Raw genomic sequence first — 16,495 nt, 5'->3', positions numbered from 1 at the left:
CTGGCGAGAAGACATCCGTCCCCGCGTCAGGGGCCGCCCTGTTCACCCGTGTGGGTGCGGCGCGGTGCGGTCAGTGCTCACCCGGCAGCGCCTGCTCGCGCAGGACGTGTTTCATCACCTTGCCGGAGGGAGTGCGAGGAAGGGACGGCAGGACCACCAGTTCCCGGGGGATCTTGTACTTGGCCAGCGTCGTGGCGAGGAACCCGCGCAACTCATCGAGTGTCACGGCCGCGTTCGCCTCCACGACGGCCACGACGGTCTCTCCCCACTCCTCGTGCGGCCGGCCGATGACGGCGCAGTCCTGGACCGCCGGATGCTGGCGCAGCGCCTCCTCCACCTCGGGGGAGAAGACGTTCTCGCCGCCGGTGATGACCACATCCTTGAGCCGGTCGACGATGAACAGGTAACCGTCCTCGTCGACGCGTGCCAGATCCCCGGACCTGTACCAGTCGCCGTCGAACGCGCGCTCCGTCGCCACCGGGTCGTCGAGGTAGCCGATCATCCGCGTGCCCGAGCGCAGCCACAGCTCCCCGGTCTGGCCGGCGCGGGCATCGGAGCCGTCGGGCCCGACCACACGGATGTCCACGCCGGGCATTCCCCCCGCACCGATCGACCCGGCCTTGGTGACCTGCTCCTCGGGGTAGAGAGCGGAGCCGACCGGGCCCATTTCGGTCATCCCGTACACCTGGTAGAAGCGGTCTGATCCGTAGGCTTCCTGGAGCATCCGTACGGTCCGCGCTCCCAGGGGCGCACCGCCGTAGGCCCACAGCCGCATGCTCGACAGATCGAAGCCGGACAGGTCACGCCCCGCCGCTTCCAGTGTCTTCAGCGGGGCGAGGTAGGCGATGGGGGCGCCGAAGAACGCCGTGGCCCGGTGCTTCTGGACGGCTTCGAGGAAGGCGAGGGGCTGGTACTCCTTGAGCAGGACCACGGTGCCGCCCAGGTAGATCATGGACAGGAACCAGTTGTTCAGGGGCGCCGCGTGCCAGATCGGCATCGCGATGAGGAACCGGTCGTCGCGGCGCAGACCCGTGGCCGCGGTGGTGTACGCGGGCACACTGGACAGGCCGCGGTGCGAGTGGAGACATCCCTTGGGCGCACTGGTCGTTCCGGAGGTGTAGAGCACCTGCGCGACGGCGTCGGGCCCGACCTTCACGCCGTGCCACTCCTGTGCCTGCGCGACGCACAGGTCGAACTCGCCACTGCCGGTGTCGCTCGTGGTGAGAGCGACGACATCGGGGGCCCCTTCGCACACGCGCCCGGCCAGTTCCTCCGCCACGATCGCCAAGCGCACCTTCGCGTGCCCGACGACGTACGCCACCTCGTGTGCGGTGAGCTTGTGGTTGATGGGCACCAGTGCCGCACCGGCCCGCCAGATGCCGAACGCCGCCACGGCGAAGGCAGGAGTGTTGTACATCATCACGCCCACGCGGTCGCCCGGCCGCACACCGCGGTCACGCAGTACGGCAGCCGCGCGCTTCGAAGCCGAGAGCAGCTCGGCGTAGGTCATCGAGCCCAGGTCGGAAACCACGGCGGGCTTCGCGGCGCAGGTGCGAGCCGACCTTTCCAGCATCCACGTCAGGTTCACTGCAGGATTCTCCACATACGGTCGCGGCCGTGGCTCGACGAAGCGCGGCCCTGCCGCGACTCCTGGGTGGCGCTCCAACCGGCTCAGCAAGGATTGAATCATTGTTCAATATCCTGCGGAAGTCCCAACAGTCCCTGGTGTAACAGTGAATGGGCGCGATGACCCCGTCGGCAGGGTGTCATTCCCACCGACGCCAGTCAGTGGCGACCCGCCCGCCCGTAGCACCGGGCCAGCGCGTGGAAGGCCTGCTTCGGTTCCCAGTGCCAGTCGGACTCCGGGTCGTCGAACCGGTCCTTGATCGGCTTCACGACCGCGTAGCTCGCCATGTCCAGGTCGTAGCGCGGGACGGGGGAGTGCGGGGCGTCGGCGGTGATGAACTCGAAGGCCATCGCGACGTACAGGCCCATTTCCTCGAAGACGCCGAGGAGTTCGGTGAGATAGGCGGCCTGGGTGCGCTCACTGCGTACCAAGTCGCCTTTGATCTCCGGCGGTTGCTTGGTGTAGTCGATGGTGTCCCATCCCATGCCGCCCTGCTGGGGCGCCCCCGCGTACGTGCACGTGCCGAACTCCGTGATCGCCACCGGCTTGCCCCAGCGCAGGTACGAGCGCAGCTCGCGCACGTAGTCCGCGCGGTCGGGGAAGTACGAGTAGTAGTCGATGCCCACGATGTCGAAGAGGTTCCAGTCGACCTCGTCGTCCTGCGCGGCCGCGTACGAGAGCTTGCCGCCGAAGACCGACCGTCCGACCGCCGCGGCCCGTGCCGTGAACTCGGACAGGCGGCGCATCATCTGCTCCGGGTCGAAGTTCCCGGCCATCAGATTGCGGATCCGTTCCTGTGCGTCGTCGCCGGGCACGATGCCCGGCACGAACAGCCAGAACTCGCACCCCACGCTCAGATCGGCCCGCGCGCCCTGGCGGCGCAGCCGCTCCAGGTGCCGGCCGGTCTCCGCGAGGTGGTCGAGGATCTCCGGCGCGGGGCGGTCACCCAGGGTCGGCTGGAGCCAGATGTGCAGGCCGAGCTCGGCGGCCTCGGTCGCGGTGGCGTTGTGGCGGTCGACGCCGTCGCCCGCCACCTCGATCGAGGTGGCGGGCATGTCGTTCCTGATGGCACGGAGGTCCTTGCGCATACGGGCGGTGCTCCACCCGGTGCCGGGGGTTTCGCCCGCGCCGATCGTGTAGCAGATCCCTCGATGCGTCAGCCCCTTGCCGTTCCCGTTCCCGTTCCCGATGCGGTGCCCGTCCCGTGGGTCGGTCGTGGCCGCTGAGGCGGGGGCGCCGGCGAGGAGCGGTCCGGTGGCCGCCGCGGCCCCGATCGCTCCCGCCCCGGCCAGGAACTTCGCCCGACTGATTCCCCTGCTGCATTCGTCGCGATGCACTCTGACTCCCCGAATGGTCGGCGGTTCGCGTAGTGCCGCAAGTCTGCTGAGCGGGTGCGGGGACGGGCGTCCGCCAAAAGTCTGCGGGTGCGCGACCAAGGGATGAACCCGGCGTGGGGATCAGCTACTTAGTGATCGTTTTCCGGGATGGGTGTGGCCTGGTGGTAGTACATCTGCCACGTTGCGGCCCCACCCTGCTTGCGCCAGAGTGAACTCCGCCGTGCCCGGTCTCCGTCCATCGTGGTCTCGTAGGTGAGGTGCACCAGCCCGGGTGCCAGTTGGACACCGGTGATCTCCGAGGGCTCGTAGCACGGACCACTCTCTGTCGCACCGTCCAGCTCGGGCAGCGCGGCAAGCATCTCGTCATACGCCCACCGCCGCCCCGAAGCGCCGACCTCTACGAAGTCCGGATCCAGTAGCTGTCGGGCAACCGCACGTGACATGCGCACCCTGGGGTCCATAAGGCGCAGCTCGCCTACGATCGCTTCGCGTACGTCATCCGTCTCTCGGCTCATGTAGGCATCTTGGCCCAGGCGGCCAAGCCCATCGCAACCGAGTTACCACGCGCAGAGCGCAGTTCGGCTTCCGGGATGGCTGGTCGGCACCTGTCGAGCCGGCCCCGGGTTTGTGTACCACTCGTCGCTGCTTGCCTCTCGCTCCTGCCCGCGCGTCCGCGCAGCGGAGGCGATCTCGTCAACTGTTCCTACTGCCGAGGCTGCTAACCCGCCCCCGAAGGTGGCGAAATGGCCGGAATGTCGACGCGCGTTCTGGATACGAGCTGCTGTTCCATGTCGATGAGTACTACGACGGGCTCAAGGGGAAGCTGTCGGGCCCGCCGTTCATCGATCAAGTGCCCGTGCGCTACACGGTGTTCGACGCGACGCAGCACTTCCCCGTGCCGGTGATCTGTACGCCGTGGAACTGCACGACGTACCGCGGCAGCTGAGCCGTGTGCCGCTTACGCGGGAGCGCGGACCGGCCGGGATCCCCGGCCCGGTCCGCGCCCTTGCGACGTCCGGCGGTCGGAGCGCCACGGTCACCTGGACGACACCCGGCGCTCCTCGTCGGCGTGGGCATCAGCGTCGGAGTCGGCGCGTCGTCCGCCGGTGGCGACCACGCGGCCCCCGGGCCTGCGCGGCAGCAGGCGCCGGGTGAGGCCGGACTCGTAGCGGGGCTGGAGCAGCAGGAACAGGCCCACCGCGCAGACGAACGCGACCCCGAAGAGCATCCAGGACTTGGCGCCCCGTGCCGAGTAGGCCACGATCCCGAACGAGAACAGTGCCGACCAGAAGTACATGAGCAGCACGGCCCGGCGGTGCGAGTGGCCGAGCTGGAGCAGGCGGTGGTGGAGGTGGCCCTTGTCGGCGGCGAAGGGGGACATTCCGTTCCACGTACGCCTTATGACGGCGAGCACGAGGTCCGCGACGGGCAGTGCGATGACGGACAGCGGCAGCATCAGCGGAATGTAGACCGGCACCATCGCGGCCGAACCGGACCTGCCGTCCATCGACTGGTTGAGGAGGCTCGGGTCGACCTCGCCGGTCACGGAGACCGCGCACCCGGCGATGAGCAGGCCGAGCAGCATCGAGCCCGAGTCACCCATGAAGATCCGGGCCGGATGCGAGTTGTGGACCAGGAACCCCAGGCACATGCCCGCCAGGATCGCGGAGAGCAGCGTGGTGGACGCGGCGGCCTCGATGCCGTAGCCGTACCAGAGCCGGTACGCGTACAGGAAGAACGCCGACGCCGCGATGCCCACTGTGCCCGCGGCCAGCCCGTCCAGCCCGTCGACGAAGTTCACCGCGTTGATGGACACGACGATCAGCCCCACGGTCAGCAGTGTGCCCTGCCAGTCGGAGAGGTAGATCCCGTCGGTGCCCGGCACCGGGAGCCAGAGGATCGTCAGCCCCTGGAACACCATCACCCCGGCGGCGAGTACCTGACCGCCGAGCTTGACCAGCGCGTCGACGCCCCATTTGTCGTCGAGTACGCCGAGCAGACAGATCAGTGCCGCGCCGGACAGCAACGCCCGTGGCGTCGAGCTCTCGGTGAAGATCTCTTCCAGGTGCGGCAGGTGGGAGGCGACCAGCATTCCGGCCAGCAGCCCACCGAACATGGCCATGCCGCCCAGACGCGGAGTGGGCTCGCGGTGGACGTCGCGCGCCCGGACCTCGGGGACCACCCCGATCGTGATGGCGAACTTCCGAACGGGGCCGGTCAGGAGATGTGTCACGGCCGCCGTGATGAACAGCATGAGCAAGTAGTCCCGCACGGGCGGCCTCACATTCCGGCCCAGCGGGCCGATACCTGAGCCCGATCGATGCCCTCGCTGCGCCCCGGCGAGCCTAACTCATGCGGATTTCTGTGCGACGGGGCGTGGGGCGGGGCGGTGGTGGGTGCGGGCGTCGAGCGATACGTACGTCAGTGGGCGGACGTGCCACTCGATGTGCCGACCACCCCGCAGCAGGAGCGTGAACCCGCAGGGTTCGCCGCGATGGAGTGCCCCCAGCGCCTGCACCCAGCCGCCCCGGTCCGCCCAGTGGTGGGCGCGGATCAGTTCGCGGGGTGTGAGACCGAAGAGGTGGTTCGCCCGGAGCTGGACGCGGATGGCGCGGACGGCCTCCTGGGGCGTGGCCATGATGCGCAGGACGACCGGCTCGGGGACGAAGCCGGTGGCGGGGCCGTAGCGGAGGGCCTCGAACCGGTAGCCGCGCTCGACGGCTGGTTGTAAGAGGGTGAAGGGCGTACGCATCGTCGACCGTCCGATCACGGCGGGCACGCCAAATGGCGTGCGGGCAGGGGGAGTTGTGGCGCGGCGCGGCAGGCGGGGGCGGATGGCCTCCGCGGCGCGGCGACGCAGAGCGACGGTAGCGTTACGGGTGGCTGCGGTGCAACAGTGTGACGTCCCTATGTTGCGCCGGATATGCAGAACGCCCCCCGGTGTTCGAACCGGAGGGCGCTTGCGGGCCGTGCTCAGATCAGGTGGTCGAACTCCCCGGCCTTCACGCCGAGCACGAATGCGCGCAGCTTGGCGACGCTCGTGGTGACGACGATGTCGGGGTCATCGCTCTCGCGCATCTTGATCGAGCCGTCGACAGGTGCCAGCTCGATGCAGCTCTGATTGTTGTCCGCTCCGGAGAACGAGGACTTCTGCCAGTTGATTGCGTCGGTCATGCGGGTGGACTCACATTTCCTGTGCGATGTGTTGAATGAATTGTGCGGACTCCTCCGTGTCGAGAGAGATGGACTCGATGGAGTCGAGGAGGGCTCGATATCGCGCCAGCTGGGCCTCGGCGTCTAGGAAGCCCGCGTCGAAGGCGCTGTCAAGCTGAACGGTGTCGAGTGCCGGAATTTCGGCCCCGGCGTACAGCGTCGAGTGCACTGAACCGGTGATCTGCCTGGTGAACGGGATGATGCGGATCGTCACGGACGGCCAGGTGGAAACCTCGTGCAGGAAGGCGAGTTGCGCCCGCATTGTTTCGGGGTCGCAGTACCGCATCCGCAACGCGGCCTCATGGATGAACGCCTCGAACGGGGTCGGCCTGGGGCGGTCGAAGATGTCGCGCCGTCTGGTGCGGTGCTCGACGCGGGCGTTCAGTTCGTTGGCGGGAAGGTCGGTGATCCCGCTCCGGATGATGGCCCGTGCATACGACTCCGTCTGGAACACGCCAGGGATGATGAGCATCTGGATGGCTCGGATGTAGGACGCCTTGTGCTCAAGCTCGGCCAGGTCCAGGAATCCGGGCGAGAGTATTCCGCGGTAGTCGTCCCACCATCCCTTGGTGCGTTCCTCGGCCATCTCGGCCAGGGCGTCGACCAGGTGCTTGTCGGTGGCCGAGTAGTGAGCTGCGAGCCGGCGTACCCGTTCGCTGCTCACTCCGTAGCGGCCGGACTCGATGTGGCTGATCTGGGCTCGCTCGCCGCCCAGGTACGCGGCCGCCTCGCTCCCGGACATCCCCGCACGCTCGCGCAGCTTGCGAAGTTCCGCACCCAACCGCCGCTGCCTGGCGGTCGGGTAGCTCCTTGGTGGCATGGACCCTCCCCTTCGTGCGGGTACGAGTGTGCCGCCCAACCGGGCCACTGGTCCACTCGTATGGGTGCTACGGATGTCACACTGTTGCGCCGTCCCATTGTTGTGCCCTAGCGTCCCGTCATGTCGAGCTGAGGCTCGACCGGACCGAAGTGCAGCCACCCGCAAGCGAGTTGAACGCTCGTGGGAGTCGGCCAATGCCACGGACCGCGCCCACCGCACGACGCCCCGGAGCCCGCCTCACGCAGGGAGACCGCGCCATGACCCCCGTAACCGCCCCTCCGTCACCCACCCCCTACCTCCCCCGGCGCGGCGAGCGATACCGGCTCGTCGTGCCGAACGCCCCCACCGCCCCCAGGATCGTGCGGGACTTCGTGGCTACGGTGCTCTGGGCCGCCGGGCACGCCCCCCTCGTCGACGACGCCCGGCTCTGTGTGAGCGAGGTCGTCTCCAACGCGTACTGCCATACGGACTCGCCGCAGATCCGGGTGGAGGTCACCGTCAACCGCCGGCAGGTGACGGTGTACGTGGCGGACGACGAACCCGGCCACCTGCCTGTGCCGCCGCCCCCGCGCACCCCCGGCGCGGACGAGGGCGGCCGGGGACTGTTCCTGGTCGACGCGCTCGCCGCCCGGTGGGGGACCACCGCGTACGGGGCGCGGTCACCGCACTCGAAGACGGTGTGGTTCACCCTCTCCGCCGCGAGCGCGACTCGCCTCTCCATTTGATTTGGACGACCGTCCAGGACTATCGTCCAAACAGACGGAGACTCCCGCACGTACACGTATCGGAGAGTGTGATGAACCAATCCTTGTTGGGGACCGTGATCGCGGCACTGCTGGTCTGGGAGGCGCTTCTGCTGATTCCCATGGTCCCGGGGAAGCTGATCGACACGAGGGACTTCTCCCCGCTTCCGCGGTGGCAGTACAACAGCTTCAACGTGTATCTGACCTCCCTGGGGCTCGCCAGCTTCGTGGTGGCCGGGTTCGCCATGGCCGGTCAGCACTGGGCCTTCGTGGCGGCACTGGTGCTGAGCCTGGGCTACATCGCGGTTTTCGCGGCGGACCTCGGCGCGGTCTTCCCCGTCGTGCCCGACCCCCTGCCGGTGCAGCTGCTCGTCCTCGAAGCGATCGCGCTGGCCTCGGCCGGTGTGATCGCCGTGATCGCGATCCAGGGGGTGCGGCTGTGATGAGCGGGTCGACGAGCCCCTCGCGCCGGACGGACACGCGCGAGAAGATCATCGAAGCCGCGGCCTCCCTCATCCCTGAGCTGGGCTGGGGCGATGTGAGCAGCCGGCGGGTGGCGGAGCGCGCGGGGGTGAACACCGGAGTGATCCACTACCACGTGGGGAGCATCGGTGAACTCCGGCGCATCGCCGCGGTACGGAAGATCCGGACGTTCTTCCTCGACCGGATCGGCGAGGCGCTGGCGCAGGAGGATCCGGCCGTGGCCGTGGAAACCATGCTCCGTGCGCTGTCCGCCAACGATCCCCGTGATCCGGAACTGCTGCTGCTGTACGAGTCCCTCGTCGCCGCGAGCCGGGACGACGAGCTGCGTGCAGAGATCGCCGCCCTGCTGGCCGAGCTGCGGCAGCGGCTGTGCGACTGGTTCGCGGAGCGGGGGGTCGCGCATCCGCTCTCCCTCGCCGTCACCCTCACGGCGGCGATCGACGGATACCTGCTCCAGCGGTCGCTCGACCCGTCCCTTGAGCCCGGCCCTCTCATCGACGGATTGGTCTGCCTGGTCCGGCAGCAGCTCGCAGCCGGCGGCTCATGAGACGCGGAAGCGGGAGAGCCGCCTCGCGTACGGGGCGCGCGGGCGCCGTACGCGAGGCGGCCCTCATCAGCTGCCCTGCCGGGAAAGAACCCGGGCACCTTCATGGCGTACCACCGGCTGAACGGGCACGGTGCGAATGCCCTGCGCGGCGTCGGCCTTCGGGGCGGTCTTCTCCCGTACGACGAGCAGTCCGGTCAGCACCAGCGCCACGCAGAGCACCGGACCGAGCGGGTTTCCGGGGGAGATGAAACCCTGCGCGGCGAGTCCGAGGAGACCGCCGGCGGAAAGCACGGCCGCGAGAACGACCTTGCCGAGGCTCATTTCCGATGCCGCACCGGAGGGGCGACGGAATTCGAACCGGCCGAAAATTCGAGTGAAGCTGACCAGGAAGAATCCCGAAACGCCGACCCACAGCGGTGCCACCGCGAACCACATCGGGCTGCCGGGCGTCGGCGTCGCGAATCCGAGTCCGACAATTGCGATTCCCGCCGTCATCACGAGCGCGGGCATGTGCCAGAGATACAGCGTCATGAAACGGGCCCCGCACCACTGAAGTACGGAGGTGGCCATGGGGCGTTCCGCGAATCGCGTTATCGCCGGCTTGAGCGTAAGCCAGAGTCCGAGCTGGCCGATGGTCAGCGACATCATCAACGCGGTCGGCGGGCTCATGTTGGAGACCGGGGCCCCGGGCATCCCGATCATGGACGCCGGGTAGGGGCCGAAGAACACGGCGGCCGCGGTGAGTCCGAAGCCGACCGCGGCCAGACCCGACGACACCCACGCGTTCCGCATGCGCAGGCCGCCGTCGGCGTAGTGGAAGCCGAACTGGTGGGCCGCCAGCCAGACGAACAGGGCGTTCAGGAATCCGATCGCGGGGCTGAACTCGAAGCGCAGCACATCGACGAGCAGGGCACAGGCGCCGAGGACTCCGATCACACGCCAGCCGTACCGGCGGTACAACTTGAACATCACCGGGGTGAGCGCCACCACGAGCACATAGACGGCGAGGAACCAGAGCAGTTGGCCGGCTATCTTGCCCGCCATCAGCACCGGCTGCTCCGGCAGCCCCGCGCCGATCAACACGTGGGGCAGCAACAGCCACACGGCTGCCAGGGGGACGACCGGCACCAGGAGCCGCGCGATTCTGCTCCGGAGCCAGGTGTTCACCGATTTCACAGATCGGAACGAGAAGAAATTGGCGGCGCCGCCGGCGAAGAAAACCATCGGCATGACCTGCGTCAGCCAGGTGACAATCCACCAGCCGGGGCTCGCGAGCGCATTCCCGGTGCTCAAATGCCCACTCTCGTAGGCCAGTACGGGCATGAGCCAGTGCTGGGAAATCACGGCCAGCACGCATAGCGCTCTGATGACGTCTATGAATGAATCGCGACCGCGACCGGGCGAATGAGCGTGGGTTTGCTGCATGTAAACATCGTGACGTCAGCAGGTGATACGCACAGTAAAGCGGCCCCCCTGATCCATCGGGGTGCCAGCACTGCACGCGGTGGTGGGGTTCTCCCCACCACGTACGGGGCATGGCCTCCGCTTGAGGACGGTGCGTTCATCGCCGCCCCCGGACACCGAGGCTCCCGGAGCGTGGTCCCGCCACGGCCACCGTGACAACCGCGAGAGCCGCGACCGCGCCGCCCAGCACCATGACCGCCGACACGGACACGTGGTCCAGGACGGCTCCGCCCGTCAGGGCGCCGAGGGCGAAGGTCGCCTGGAAGGACGCGGTGAAAAGGACGGACGCCGCTTCGGGTGCGTCGGGTGCGGCCCCGGCGAACCAGGTCTGCGAGCAGACCGGCACCGCACCGTAGGCGACACCCCAGGCGATCAGCAGCGCGACGGCCCCGGCCTCCCACCTGCCCAGGACCGGGAGCAGCGCGGTCGCGGTGGCGATCAGGCCCGCGGCCAGGGAGACCGCGAGGCGCGGGCGGCGGGTCACGAGTGCGCCGCCGACGAAGTTGCCGACGATCCCGGCGGCGCCGTAGATCAGCAGGAACACCGTGATCAGCCCCGGACCGGCGTGTGTGACCCGTTCCAGGAAGGGGGTGACATAGGTGTACGTCGCGAAGTGGGACAGAACGATGAGAAAGGTGATGAGCAGGGCGAACCGGGTGCCGGGTCGGACGAGCACGGTGCGCAGCAGGCTCGCGCGGGTGACCCGCGCCGGCGGAAGGGGCGGAACCACCAGGAGCATCAGGGCCAGTACGCCCACGCCGAGCGCCCCCAGGACCACGAAGGCCGTCCGCCAGCCGGCCAGGCCGCCGATGAACGTACCGGCGGGGACACCGAGTACGGAGCCCAGCGGGACGGCCGAGAAGATCACCGCTGTCGCGCGGGCGGCCGACGCCGGGCGGACCAGCCGGCCCGCCAGTCCGGCCCCGATGGACCAGAAGCCACCGATGGTGATCCCGACCAGCACTCGGGAGACCAGGACGAGGCGGTAGTCGGTCGCGGCGGCGACGAGGAAGTCGGCCAGGGTCAGCAGGAGCATGAAGGCGGCGAGCATCAGACGCCGGTCGACGCGCGCCGTCGCCACCGTGACCAGGGGCGCGGAGACGGCGGCGAGGAGTCCGGGCACGGTCATCATCAGGCCCGCCGTGCCGTCCGAGACGGCGAAGTCGGACCCGATCGACGTGAGCAGGCCGATGGGCAGGATTTCGGTGGTGACGATCGAGAAGATGCCCAGCATGACGGAGAGGACGGCGAGCCGGCCGCGTAAAGGGGTGCGGGCCGGGAGGGCGGTGTGTTCGGAGGGGGTGGTGGCCGCGGTGGGGTTCATGGCGGATGCCGTCCTGTGCTCGGTGACGCGGGGGCTGTTCGCCCCAGTTCACAAGCGGCGGTGGACGGAGTCCGGCAGGTTCGCGACGTCAACGGCTTCGGCCGGGGTCGACGTCGGTTTTTCGCCGGAGGCCGGGCGCTGGGGGCCAGGCACTGGAGGCCGGGTGCTGGAAGCCGGGTGCTTCTCGCCGGAGGACCGGAAACGTTGAAGGGCCGTCGCTCCCGAGCGGGGGAGTGACGGCCCTTCAACGGGCGCCGGGAAGGCGCTTGTGAATCCGTGAACCCAGAAGGTCGCGCCGAATCAGAGGACGCGGACCGCGCCGGACGGCGGGTCGTAGGACAGCGGACGCTGCACCACACCGGTGCTGGAGTTCTGCGCGCCGACGAACTGGCCGTTGCCCACGTAGATCCCGACGTGGTACGCGCTGCCCGCGCCGCCCCAGTACAGGATGTCGCCCGGCTGGAGGTTGCTCAGCGAGACCTGGGTGCCGGCGGTGGACTGGGACTGCGAGACGCGCGGCAGGTCGATGTTGACCGAACGGAACGCGGCCTGGACGAGGCCGGAGCAGTCCCACGAGTTGGGGCCGGTGCCGCCGGGCACGTACGCGTCGCCGACCTGGGCCTGCGCGAAGGCGATGACCGCGGCGGCGGAGCCGGTCGCGTTCGAGGAGTAGGAGGAAGAAGAGGAGGACGTGGACGCGGCGGTACCGGTGCTGGAGCCGGAGGTCGCGCTGAGCGTCGTGCGGGCGGTGGTGCGGGAGGCGCGCTCGGCGGCCTCCGCCTTGGCCTTGGCGGCCGCCTCCGCCTTCTTCTTGGCCTCTGCCTTGCGGACCGCCTCGGCCTTGGCCTTCTTGGCGGCCTTGGCCGCGGTGGCGGCTGCGGCGTCCTCCTGGGCCTGCGTCTGCAGGTCCTGGGCGACCTGCTGCGTGGCCTGGGCGGACGCGGCGACGGCGGTGGAGAGCCCGGAGGTGATGGTGGGCATCTCGATGGTCTGGGTCACCGGCTCGGCCTGGGCCGGACCGGCAGCGCCTGCGACCGCGATGGTGCTGAGGACGCCACCGGCAACTCCGGCCCGCAGCGCCGTCTTCGAGGCGTTTCGGCGGGGCTTCCGGTGGCTGGGTATGTGAGCGGTGTGGGACATGAGTACTAGCGCTATCAGGGCCCTGGGGTTCCCATCAAGAAACGTGTGTTGCGACACAGTTACGTACGGAATCTGTGAATCCGCTTTCCGAGGACCCTTATTGACGCCGTAACGGGCAAAACGGGCATGGTTGAACACGGCTGTGATCACGGTCTTTCGGCAATACGCCCGAATTGCCCGCCGCCTACCATCCGCTCACACCGATGGCCAAGCCCGCTTTTGTGGGGGCATTGATGAAGTGACGCAGGTCACATTGTGGATGCGGGGTGAGGGGCGGTTATGCGCCATGCGGCCAAGGCGGCTCCGGGTGAAGGGAGATGTCCCGTTCACACCGAAGGTCGGAAATGCTCTCGCGCGTCCACTTCGCTACCCGCGGCCCCTCTCCCGGGTGAGGTTCGGGTGGCCGGGAGGACCCTGGCGGGCCGAGGGAGGGGTGCGGGGCGTCCGGCGAGACCAAGATCGGGAGGATTCCTCTATCACCCTGTCCTGTCCACCGCCAATTTGCTTGGCATGGCCATCTCTTGATAGAGCGACAGCCGTTTGACCAGCGGTAACAGCATCGGATGTCACGTCTCGTGATCACTCGGCCGCTTCGCGTGTGAAGATCACCGCTCATCCGACTTCATGATCCTTCGTCAGGTGGTGGAGATCACAAAGGCGTTGTCGTACCCCGTGTCGCAGATCACAGGATGGCGGGCATAGGATGCGGGGCAGTCGGGCTTGTGAACTGCCTCACATGTGCACGATCTTGGTGAGGTGGCGAGCCGGTCGCCCGATGCGGTCCAACGGTCAAGGACGACTGGAAGGAGCGAGGAGCGTGAATGCCTACGCGCCCATCCTCGTGCTCGGCGCCCTCGGGGCAGGGTTTGCGATCTTCTCCGTGGTCATGGCCACGCTTATCGGCCCCAAGCGGTACAACCGGGCAAAGCTCGAAGCGTACGAGTGCGGTATCGAACCCACACCCACTCCGGCCGGAGGCGGCCGCTTCCCCATCAAGTACTACCTGACGGCGATGCTCTTCATCGTCTTCGACATCGAGATCGTCTTCCTCTATCCCTGGGCGGTCACCTTCGACGCCCTGGGGATCTTCGGGCTCGTGGAGATGCTGCTCTTCGTGCTCACCGTCTTCGTCGCCTACGCGTATGTGTGGCGTCGCGGCGGCCTGGAATGGGACTGAGGGGCTGAGGGGCACACCATGGGACTCGAAGAGAAGCTGCCCAGCGGCTTCGTGCTGACCACTGTCGAGCAGGCCGCCGGCTGGGTACGGAAGTCCTCCGTCTTCCCCGCCACCTTCGGCCTCGCCTGTTGCGCCATCGAGATGATGACGACCGGGGCCGGGCGCTACGACCTGGCCCGTTTCGGCATGGAGGTCTTCCGCGGATCGCCGCGGCAGGCGGATCTGATGATCGTCGCAGGACGGGTCAGCCAGAAGATGGCGCCCGTCCTGCGTCAGGTCTACGACCAGATGCCCAACCCCAAGTGGGTGATCTCCATGGGGGTTTGCGCATCATCGGGCGGAATGTTCAACAATTACGCCATTGTGCAGGGTGTTGATCATATTGTTCCTGTTGACATCTATTTGCCCGGTTGTCCGCCGCGGCCCGAGATGCTGATGGACGCGATCCTCAAGCTCCACCAGAAGATCCAGGGCTCCAAGCTCGGGGTCAACGCGGAGGAGGCCGCCCGCGAGGCGGAGGACGCGGCACTCAAGGCACTGCCCCTGATCGAGATGAAGGGGCTGCTGCGATGAGCGGGAACGACAACCACGACGAACAGAGCAACAACAACGGTGTGCCCGCGCCGCGCACGGACACCGGCGAGGTCATCGGCGTACGCAAGGGCATGTTCGGCGCCGACAACGGCGGCGACACCTCCGGCTACGGCGGCCTCGTCCGCACCGTGACCCTGCCGGGCGCCACCTCCCGTCCGTACGGCGGCTGGTTCGACGAAGTCGCGGACGAGCTGGAAGGGGCCCTGGAGGAACAGGACCTGCTTCCCGCCAACGCCATCGAGAAGACCGTCGTCGACCGCGGCGAGCTCACCTTCCACATCGCCCGCGAGCACCTCGTCCGGGTCGCACAGACCCTGCGCGACGACCCGGCGCTGCGCTTCGAGCTCTGTACGGGGGTGAGCGGCGTCCACTTCCTCGGCGACAAGGGCCGCGAGCTGCACGCCGTCTACCACCTGCGCTCGATCACGCACGGCCGGCTGATCCGCCTGGAGGTGTCGGCCCCGGACAGCGATCCGCACATCCCGTCCCTCGTCGCGGTCTACCCGACCAACGACTGGCACGAGCGCGAGGCCTACGACTTCTTCGGGCTCGTCTTCGACGGGCACCCCGCTCTCACCCGGATCATGATGCCGGACGACTGGCAGGGCTTCCCGCAGCGCAAGGACTACCCGCTCGGCGGCATCGCCGTCGAGTACAAGGGCGCCCAGATCCCGGCTCCGGACCAGCGGAGGTCGTACTCCTGATGTCTACTCCCCACGCAACGCCCCGGGCCACGACCGAGGGGACTGTATATACAGTCACCGGCGGCGACTGGGACGAGGTCGTCGAGTCCGCCGTCAAGTCCGACGACGAGCGCATCATTGTCAATATGGGCCCCCAGCACCCGTCCACGCACGGTGTTCTGCGGCTGATCCTGGAGATCGACGGCGAGACCGTCACCGAGGCCCGCTGCGGCATCGGCTACCTCCACACCGGTATCGAGAAGAACCTCGAATACCGGAACTGGACGCAGGGCACCACCTTCGTCACGCGCATGGACTACCTGACGCCGTTCTTCAACGAGGCGGCGTACTGCCTGGGCGTCGAGAAGCTCCTCGGCATCGAGGACCAGATCCCCGACCGGGCCACCATCCTGCGCGTGCTCCTGATGGAGCTCAACCGGCTCTCCTCGCACCTGGTGTGCATCGCCACCGGCGGCATGGAGCTCGGCGCCACCACGATCATGATCTACGGCTTCCGTGATCGTGAACTCGTTCTCGACCTCTTCGAGCTGATCACCGGCCTGCGCATGAACCACGCGTTCATCCGCCCCGGCGGACTCGCCCAGGACCTGCCGCCCGGCGCGATCGACCAGCTCCGCGAGTTCGTGAAGACCATGAAGAGGAACCTGCCGGAGTACGACAAGCTCGCCACCGGCAACCCCATCTTCAAGGCCCGCATGCAGGACGTCGGCTATCTCGACCTGACCGGCTGCATGGCCCTCGGCGCCACCGGCCCGATCCTGCGCTCGGCCGGACTCCCGCACGACCTGCGCAAGAGCGACCCGTACTGCGGGTACGAGACGTACGAGTTCGACGTCCCCACCGCCGACACCTGCGACGCCTACGGCCGCTTCCTCGTCCGCCTGGAGGAGATGCGCCAGTCTCTGCGGATCGTCGAGCAGTGCATCGACCGGCTCGCCCCCGGTCCCGTGATGGTCGCCGACAAGAAGATCGCCTGGCCGGCCCAGCTCGCGCTCGGCCCGGACGGTCTCGGCAACTCGCTCGACCACATCAAGAAGATCATGGGCACCTCCATGGAGGCCCTGATCCACCACTTCAAGCTGGTGACCGAGGGCTTCCGGGTCCCGGCCGGGCAGGCGTACACCGCGGTCGAGTCGCCCAAGGGCGAACTCGGCGTGCACGTCGTCTCGGACGGCGGCACCCGCCCCTACCGGGTCCACTTCCGTGACCCGTCCTTCACCAACCTCCAGGCCATGGCGGCGATGTGCGAGGGCGGCCAGGTCGCCGACGTCATCGTCGCCGTCGCGTCCATCGACCCCGTGATGGGAGGCGTCGACCGGTGA

At 68.2% G+C, this 16,495-nt stretch carries 18 protein-coding genes; 8 read left to right on the top strand and 10 right to left on the bottom strand.

Annotated features, from left to right (window positions below; all coding sequences use genetic code 11):
* Window positions 1-70: 70 nt before the first annotated feature.
* The 3 genes from OG842_RS16735 to OG842_RS16725 form a co-directional block, all read right to left on the bottom strand.
* Window positions 71-1,588, bottom strand: a complete 1,518-nt coding sequence (locus OG842_RS16735; protein WP_266730518.1) for a class I adenylate-forming enzyme family protein — start codon at window positions 1,586-1,588, stop codon at window positions 71-73.
* 197 nt (window positions 1,589-1,785) lie between these two features.
* Window positions 1,786-2,964: an abortive phage infection protein gene (locus tag OG842_RS16730; protein WP_328512296.1), complete on the bottom strand. Its 1,179-nt coding sequence runs from the start codon at window positions 2,962-2,964 to the stop codon at window positions 1,786-1,788.
* 128 nt (window positions 2,965-3,092) lie between these two features.
* Window positions 3,093-3,479 (bottom strand): nuclear transport factor 2 family protein, encoded by a 387-nt coding sequence (locus OG842_RS16725; protein ID WP_328512295.1) that lies wholly within the window; start codon window positions 3,477-3,479, stop codon window positions 3,093-3,095.
* Between the two features lie 110 nt (window positions 3,480-3,589).
* On the opposite strand from OG842_RS16725, the gene OG842_RS45205 reads away from it, so the two are divergent.
* Complete coding sequence (locus OG842_RS45205; protein ID WP_443063984.1) at window positions 3,590-3,910, top strand: hydroxyisourate hydrolase; 321 nt, start codon at window positions 3,590-3,592, stop codon at window positions 3,908-3,910.
* A 90-nt stretch (window positions 3,911-4,000) separates the two neighbouring features.
* On the opposite strand, the gene OG842_RS16720 is transcribed toward OG842_RS45205, so the two are convergent.
* From OG842_RS16720 to OG842_RS16705, 4 genes are all read right to left on the bottom strand, one after another.
* Window positions 4,001-5,236 carry an MraY family glycosyltransferase gene (locus OG842_RS16720; protein ID WP_328512294.1) on the bottom strand — a complete coding sequence of 412 codons (1,236 nt, stop codon included), beginning with the start codon at window positions 5,234-5,236 and terminating at the stop codon, window positions 4,001-4,003.
* 78 nt (window positions 5,237-5,314) lie between these two features.
* The gene (locus OG842_RS16715; RefSeq protein ID WP_266730510.1) at window positions 5,315-5,743 is read right to left on the bottom strand and encodes a hypothetical protein; all 429 of its coding nucleotides are present in this window, start codon (window positions 5,741-5,743) and stop codon (window positions 5,315-5,317) included.
* Between the two features lie 194 nt (window positions 5,744-5,937).
* Window positions 5,938-6,138 (bottom strand): DUF397 domain-containing protein, encoded by a 201-nt coding sequence (locus tag OG842_RS16710; protein WP_124717024.1) that lies wholly within the window; start codon window positions 6,136-6,138, stop codon window positions 5,938-5,940.
* A gap of 10 nt (window positions 6,139-6,148) precedes the next feature.
* Window positions 6,149-6,997 (bottom strand): helix-turn-helix domain-containing protein, encoded by an 849-nt coding sequence (locus OG842_RS16705; protein WP_266730508.1) that lies wholly within the window; start codon window positions 6,995-6,997, stop codon window positions 6,149-6,151.
* Between the two features lie 257 nt (window positions 6,998-7,254).
* Here OG842_RS16705 and OG842_RS16700 point away from each other — a divergent pair, with 257 nt between their 5' ends.
* The 3 genes from OG842_RS16700 (at window position 7,255) to OG842_RS16690 (ending at window position 8,770) form a co-directional block, all read left to right on the top strand.
* Complete coding sequence (locus tag OG842_RS16700; protein WP_266730506.1) at window positions 7,255-7,722, top strand: ATP-binding protein; 468 nt, start codon at window positions 7,255-7,257, stop codon at window positions 7,720-7,722.
* 71 nt (window positions 7,723-7,793) lie between these two features.
* Window positions 7,794-8,183 carry a hypothetical protein gene (locus OG842_RS16695; protein ID WP_266730504.1) on the top strand — a complete coding sequence of 130 codons (390 nt, stop codon included), beginning with the start codon at window positions 7,794-7,796 and terminating at the stop codon, window positions 8,181-8,183.
* Window positions 8,183-8,770, top strand: a complete 588-nt coding sequence (locus tag OG842_RS16690) for a TetR/AcrR family transcriptional regulator (protein ID WP_266730503.1) — start codon at window positions 8,183-8,185, stop codon at window positions 8,768-8,770. The genes OG842_RS16695 and OG842_RS16690 overlap by 1 nt, the downstream gene beginning before the upstream one ends.
* A gap of 66 nt (window positions 8,771-8,836) precedes the next feature.
* Here OG842_RS16690 and OG842_RS16685 read toward each other — a convergent pair whose 3' ends face one another.
* The 3 genes from OG842_RS16685 to OG842_RS16675 form a co-directional block, all read right to left on the bottom strand.
* The gene (locus OG842_RS16685) at window positions 8,837-10,195 is read right to left on the bottom strand and encodes an acyltransferase family protein (protein WP_328512293.1); all 1,359 of its coding nucleotides are present in this window, start codon (window positions 10,193-10,195) and stop codon (window positions 8,837-8,839) included.
* Between the two features lie 136 nt (window positions 10,196-10,331).
* Window positions 10,332-11,558 carry an MFS transporter gene (locus tag OG842_RS16680; RefSeq protein ID WP_328512292.1) on the bottom strand — a complete coding sequence of 409 codons (1,227 nt, stop codon included), beginning with the start codon at window positions 11,556-11,558 and terminating at the stop codon, window positions 10,332-10,334.
* A 300-nt stretch (window positions 11,559-11,858) separates the two neighbouring features.
* Window positions 11,859-12,698, bottom strand: a complete 840-nt coding sequence (locus tag OG842_RS16675; protein ID WP_328512291.1) for a C40 family peptidase — start codon at window positions 12,696-12,698, stop codon at window positions 11,859-11,861.
* A gap of 817 nt (window positions 12,699-13,515) precedes the next feature.
* On the opposite strand from OG842_RS16675, the gene OG842_RS16670 reads away from it, so the two are divergent.
* The 4 genes from OG842_RS16670 to OG842_RS16655 are packed head-to-tail and all read left to right on the top strand — an operon-like array spanning window position 13,516 to window position 16,495.
* Complete coding sequence (locus tag OG842_RS16670) at window positions 13,516-13,875, top strand: NADH-quinone oxidoreductase subunit A (protein ID WP_003992243.1); 360 nt, start codon at window positions 13,516-13,518, stop codon at window positions 13,873-13,875.
* 18 nt (window positions 13,876-13,893) lie between these two features.
* Window positions 13,894-14,448, top strand: coding sequence for a NuoB/complex I 20 kDa subunit family protein (locus OG842_RS16665; RefSeq protein ID WP_030926341.1), 555 nt, complete (start codon window positions 13,894-13,896; stop codon window positions 14,446-14,448).
* The gene (locus tag OG842_RS16660) at window positions 14,445-15,173 is read left to right on the top strand and encodes an NADH-quinone oxidoreductase subunit C (RefSeq protein WP_266730498.1); all 729 of its coding nucleotides are present in this window, start codon (window positions 14,445-14,447) and stop codon (window positions 15,171-15,173) included. The genes OG842_RS16665 and OG842_RS16660 overlap by 4 nt, the downstream gene beginning before the upstream one ends.
* Complete coding sequence (locus OG842_RS16655; RefSeq protein WP_266730497.1) at window positions 15,173-16,495, top strand: NADH-quinone oxidoreductase subunit D; 1,323 nt, start codon at window positions 15,173-15,175, stop codon at window positions 16,493-16,495. Before OG842_RS16660 ends, OG842_RS16655 begins: the two co-directional genes overlap by 1 nt.

This window comes from Streptomyces sp. NBC_00376 (genome assembly GCF_036077095.1).
Classification (GTDB): Bacteria; Actinomycetota; Actinomycetes; order Streptomycetales; family Streptomycetaceae; genus Streptomyces.
Note: the sequence above shows the minus strand (reverse complement) of the source record. Positions and strands in the feature narration are given on the sequence as shown.

Excerpts from the sequence above, each read along its gene's own strand:
- OG842_RS16725 (WP_328512295.1), bottom strand. The coding sequence starts at position 3,479 with ATGAGCCGAGAGACGGATGACGTACGCGAAGCGATCGTAGGCGAGCTG.
- OG842_RS16710 (WP_124717024.1), bottom strand. The coding sequence starts at position 6,138 with ATGACCGACGCAATCAACTGGCAGAAGTCCTCGTTCTCCGGAGCGGAC.
- OG842_RS16705 (WP_266730508.1), bottom strand. The coding sequence starts at position 6,997 with ATGCCACCAAGGAGCTACCCGACCGCCAGGCAGCGGCGGTTGGGTGCG.
- OG842_RS16700 (WP_266730506.1), top strand. The coding sequence starts at position 7,255 with ATGACCCCCGTAACCGCCCCTCCGTCACCCACCCCCTACCTCCCCCGG.
- OG842_RS16695 (WP_266730504.1), top strand. The coding sequence starts at position 7,794 with ATGAACCAATCCTTGTTGGGGACCGTGATCGCGGCACTGCTGGTCTGG.
- OG842_RS16690 (WP_266730503.1), top strand. The coding sequence starts at position 8,183 with ATGAGCGGGTCGACGAGCCCCTCGCGCCGGACGGACACGCGCGAGAAG.
- OG842_RS16685 (WP_328512293.1), bottom strand. The coding sequence starts at position 10,195 with ATGCAGCAAACCCACGCTCATTCGCCCGGTCGCGGTCGCGATTCATTC.
- OG842_RS16680 (WP_328512292.1), bottom strand. The coding sequence starts at position 11,558 with ATGAACCCCACCGCGGCCACCACCCCCTCCGAACACACCGCCCTCCCG.
- OG842_RS16675 (WP_328512291.1), bottom strand. The coding sequence starts at position 12,698 with ATGTCCCACACCGCTCACATACCCAGCCACCGGAAGCCCCGCCGAAAC.
- OG842_RS16665 (WP_030926341.1), top strand. The coding sequence starts at position 13,894 with ATGGGACTCGAAGAGAAGCTGCCCAGCGGCTTCGTGCTGACCACTGTC.
- OG842_RS16660 (WP_266730498.1), top strand. The coding sequence starts at position 14,445 with ATGAGCGGGAACGACAACCACGACGAACAGAGCAACAACAACGGTGTG.
- OG842_RS16655 (WP_266730497.1), top strand. The coding sequence starts at position 15,173 with ATGTCTACTCCCCACGCAACGCCCCGGGCCACGACCGAGGGGACTGTA.